Here is a 3,282-nt window from a genome sequence, read left to right on the forward strand (position 1 = left end):
CAAGCTGATGCTATGGTTATTTTTTGAAATGGATCTACCTGACCATCTGTTATGTTCATAAAACTTTCCTGAAAAGCTTGACATGCACGTCGTAATATGTTTACATCATCTATACAATATTCACGCATCTCCTTCTTGAAATCAAAAACATCATTTTTTACACCATTATACCATTTGAAAAAAGACTCGCGATCTTTTACCTTCATTTTATTTGGTTCATAAAATGATACATCAGGATATTTACCTACATAATTTTGATTTTTCAAGGTATTAAATTTGTGTGGAAAATAACCTTTCTTGATATTATCAAAATTGAACATTTTAGGTAAGTCAGATAATGGTTTTTGTAGAAAATTAACGCTATCTATGAATTTTAATTCATATTTTTCAATACACATATACATTATTTTAGAACCAGCATATATTACTGTAGGTGTTAATCCATTATCTAAAGCCCATTTGAGAATAAATTGTCCATCATAACCTTTCAAATTATGTGCAATAAATGTGTATCCTGAGTTTTTCTTTTGAAAAATTTCCTTACACATTGATTCTAATGTATTATCACCATCATCAATTTCAGTTATATTTCCACAATAATCCTGTAATATACCATAGTTTACAACATGTTTTAATAAACCATTCTTACTTAAATCTTCTTGTCGTGATTCAAAGTCAAAGTAATAATATAGGTTCAATTTTTCTTTTACTTTTTCTGTGTCAACAACTTTTGGTTTCATATAACATTGATGTGATTCAACATCATATTCACCACATGATTCACATTCTATGTAACCACATTTATGACGCTCTATATCTATCTTAGTTCTCAATATGATGTTGCAACTTTCACATTTTACTTTTTTTGTGCACATATTTTTATCAAGGTGATTTTGAAAACATTCACCTTGAATATATGATACATTACATACATCACATTTCAACCATTCTGATAATCTACATATTACACATTTATTACCACCTACACATTGATTACATCTTTCTTGTAGCATTTTTATTTTGTGATCTACTCCTTTTGTTTGACATAACTTACATTTAACTTCACCTTCGCATAAATGGTTGTTCTTATCATTAAAACCTTTTTCACATTTATCACAAAAATAACTAACACCTAGATATCCAGTTATGCTGGTAATAGCATCATAATGATCGTCACTTTCTAAAAGGTAATATATTGGTTTATCATCTTTAATTTCATCATTTCCACTATAGTTGAAGATTTTAGGTGTTGTACAAGATTCTTTTATTGTTTTGATTTTTGCATTCAACAATAATTCCCAAGCTTTTATATCTTCTAGTTCGGTTCTTGTATTATGTTTTTTACCTATCATATCATACAATTCTTCAGCATGTTTAGTTTGTGGTAGGTTTGATGTATCAGACCTAGTGTAGCTACGGTATTTGTTATTCAACTTTTGTTTTTCTTCAATATTTATAGGATCACAGTCTTTTCTTTGTTTGTTAACTATACACACTGCTAAAGCTCTTGCTCCACATAAACTATCTATGTTTCTTACACGGTAGATACTTTTTTTCTTATCCTCCATTATACTAGGTTTATTTCTTCCACGTCCTCCAGGTGGTCTAAATGTTGTTACTGTAAGATAAAAATCATCATCAAAGTCATCAAGATACCAACTTTGTAAAAAACCTTCGTTGATGTTACACCATTCTTCAGCAGCTATCGTGTTATTAGGCATCCAGGCTGCTGCTCGCCACTCATGGTTCATATTGTTAACATTATTATCAGGTCTTATTCTCACAGTTTGATCAGGTTGTAATCTTTGTTCTTTGATTACTGTTTTAACTAAATGATCAATACTATCAACAACAATTGTTCTAAGATCTTCAAAATTATTAACATCATTTCGTAGTTTATCACTATCAAATAATATTGTGTAATCCCATCTACCAATTCCAAATACTTCTGAATATGTTGGTCTATCTGATACTATTCTAACTATTTCATAATAATCACGTGGTATAATATTTACTCTTGACATTTCTATATGTCTATTACTTCTTATATCACTACGTCTCAAAAATTCAGTTGGTATTTCCTCGATAATTCTACCCATATTATTGCGATGTTGTATTTCTGACTTTCTATCACGAACTTTCTGATAAGTACCAGCAACACGTCTAACAGTATCTCTTACCCTTTCTACAGGTGTTCTGATTGCACTTCTGACATTATCTTGAACATTACGAATAACTTCATCATTTATACCAAACTTATTTAAGGTTGTCTTTAATGTACTTGTTATAGTGTTTTTTATTTTGGTGACCCAATCCATTTTATATACTTTTTTTTTTTTAAGGTTTTTTTTAAGATTTTTTTGTAAATTTTGCAAAAAAATTTACAAAAATTTTTTTAAATTTTTTTTAAAAAAAATTCTATAAGTATGGAGTCATATAAACGTATTTTAAATAACCTACCACTTGAATTAGTTTTCGAAGTATTAAAATTCCTACCCAGAAACAAAATTAGGGAAGAATATTTCGAAAGTAAATACTTCGAAAATAAATGGAATAATATTCATCAAAAGATAGTAAAAACTAAATTTATTATTAGTGAATCTGAAAACGGTAACCACATATATGAAAGTTTATATTCTAAGGAAGATGACTACCTTATATATAAAAAAGATACCCACTATATGGAAAACGAAAGTTCATCATCTACTACTATCTCAAAATTTGATAATTTCTTACCTTCATCAATTTATGATAATTTCTATCCTCCATCAAAAATAGAATATAAAAAATCATTTGGAAAATTCAGAAATATTTATGTGAAATATAGACATCATACATTTATTACAATATCTTTCAATGATGATAATAAAATAATTGGATTTAGTAAACATGTTCGCGATAATCGTAATCATGATATAAATAATTTTCATGATTACGATTATCATTGTTTTACGTTAACTGAAACATTAAATTCATTAGATGAATCTTATCACGATATATTTAAAGGATTAAACATTAAATACACACACAGTAAATCATATGATGTTAAAAAACATGGTAAGCGTTTTACATATGCTGTTAATTACTTTTTTCATGGTGGTAAAAAAATTATTTTTAAAGAAACTTTCGAAATTGATAGAAATCAATATCGTGAATATATTTATATGGATGGTGAAAAAATACTTAACGATGGTGATGTTAATGATACAGATTATGATGGTTAATGTTATCTTAATTAAAAGAAAATCTAAAATAATAATTTTCGATGCATTGCATTGAAGA

Annotated in this window: 1 protein-coding gene and 1 pseudogene; one reads left to right on the forward strand and one right to left on the reverse strand. The window is 27.5% G+C overall.

The window, feature by feature from the left end; genetic code table 11:
* Positions 1-2,318: pseudogene (locus BGO27_03595) on the reverse strand (hypothetical protein).
* A gap of 108 nt (positions 2,319-2,426) precedes the next feature.
* Here BGO27_03595 and BGO27_03600 point away from each other — a divergent pair.
* The gene (locus BGO27_03600; protein ID OJV15195.1) at positions 2,427-3,224 is read left to right on the forward strand and encodes a hypothetical protein; all 798 of its coding nucleotides are present in this window, start codon (positions 2,427-2,429) and stop codon (positions 3,222-3,224) included.
* Positions 3,225-3,282: the final 58 nt, after the last annotated feature.

This window comes from Alphaproteobacteria bacterium 33-17 (assembly GCA_001897445.1).
In the GTDB taxonomy this organism is placed as follows: Bacteria; Pseudomonadota; Alphaproteobacteria; order Rickettsiales; family 33-17; genus 33-17.

Excerpts from the sequence above, each read along its gene's own strand:
- BGO27_03600 (OJV15195.1), top strand. The coding sequence starts at position 2,427 with ATGGAGTCATATAAACGTATTTTAAATAACCTACCACTTGAATTAGTT.